At 51.5% G+C, this 930-nt stretch carries 1 protein-coding gene; it reads left to right on the plus strand.

What is annotated here, in order from left to right:
- A partial coding sequence (locus DXD25_RS16360) for a toprim domain-containing protein (protein WP_117664395.1) occupies positions 1 to 888 on the plus strand: 888 nt, incomplete at its 5' end.
- Between the last annotated feature and the right edge of the window lie 42 nt (positions 889 to 930).

Genomic DNA, 930 nt, shown 5'->3' on the forward strand with positions numbered 1-930 from the left:
CCTGTCAAGCAGCAGGGCGCAAACCTTTGGTACAAGTCACCGCTGAGAAACGAGAGCGAGGCATCTTTCAAGGTAAACACCACGATGAACAGTTGGTTCGATTTCGGCATGGGCAAGGGCGGCAACATCATCACCCTTGTGTCCTATCTTTACGCATCCGACAACCTGCCTTATCTTTTGGACAAGATGGAGAAGCAAACTCCCCATGTTCGTCCGACCGACTTTTCTTTTACTCAGCAAGCTACCGAGCCGAGTTTTGAGCGATTGGAAGTGAGGGAACTTAACCATCCTGCACTCCTGCGCTATCTGAGCGAGCGAAAGATTAATCTGCACATTGCCCAAAAGGAATGTGCGGAACTCCACTTCTCGCATAATGGCAAGAACTACTTCGCCATCGGCTTCAAGAACAAGTCGGGCGGTTACGAGGTTCGTAACCGATTCTTCAAGGGTTGCATGTCCCCCAAGGACATCACACATATCCGACAGCAAGGCGAGCCAAGATACTCTTGCTATGTTTTCGAGGGCATGATGGACTATCTTTCCTTTCTCTCGTTACGCATGGAGAAGTTTCCGTCTTGTCCGTCATTGGAAGCGCAGGACTACGTGATACTCAACTCCACAAGCAATGTGGACAAGGCTGTTGACGCACTCCACGGCTACGAGCGCATCAGTTGTCTGCTCGACAACGACGAGGCAGGGCGGAAGGCAACGCTTGCCATCGAGAACGCCCTCAGCTACCGTGTGAGGGATGCATCCCACTTGTACAGCGAGTACAACGACTTGAACGACTATCTGTGCGGAGTGAAATCCAAACAGTCGGTACACCAAGTACAGCCTGTTAAGCGGACTGCTCCACCTCGGAAGAAAGGCGCAGCCTTAGGTATGTAGGCGGTTCCTGCTCCAATGGCTATTCTGAACGGAAAAGCCATA

The organism is Prevotella sp. TF12-30 (assembly GCF_003436715.1).
GTDB lineage: Bacteria > Bacteroidota > Bacteroidia > Bacteroidales > Bacteroidaceae > Prevotella > Prevotella copri_A.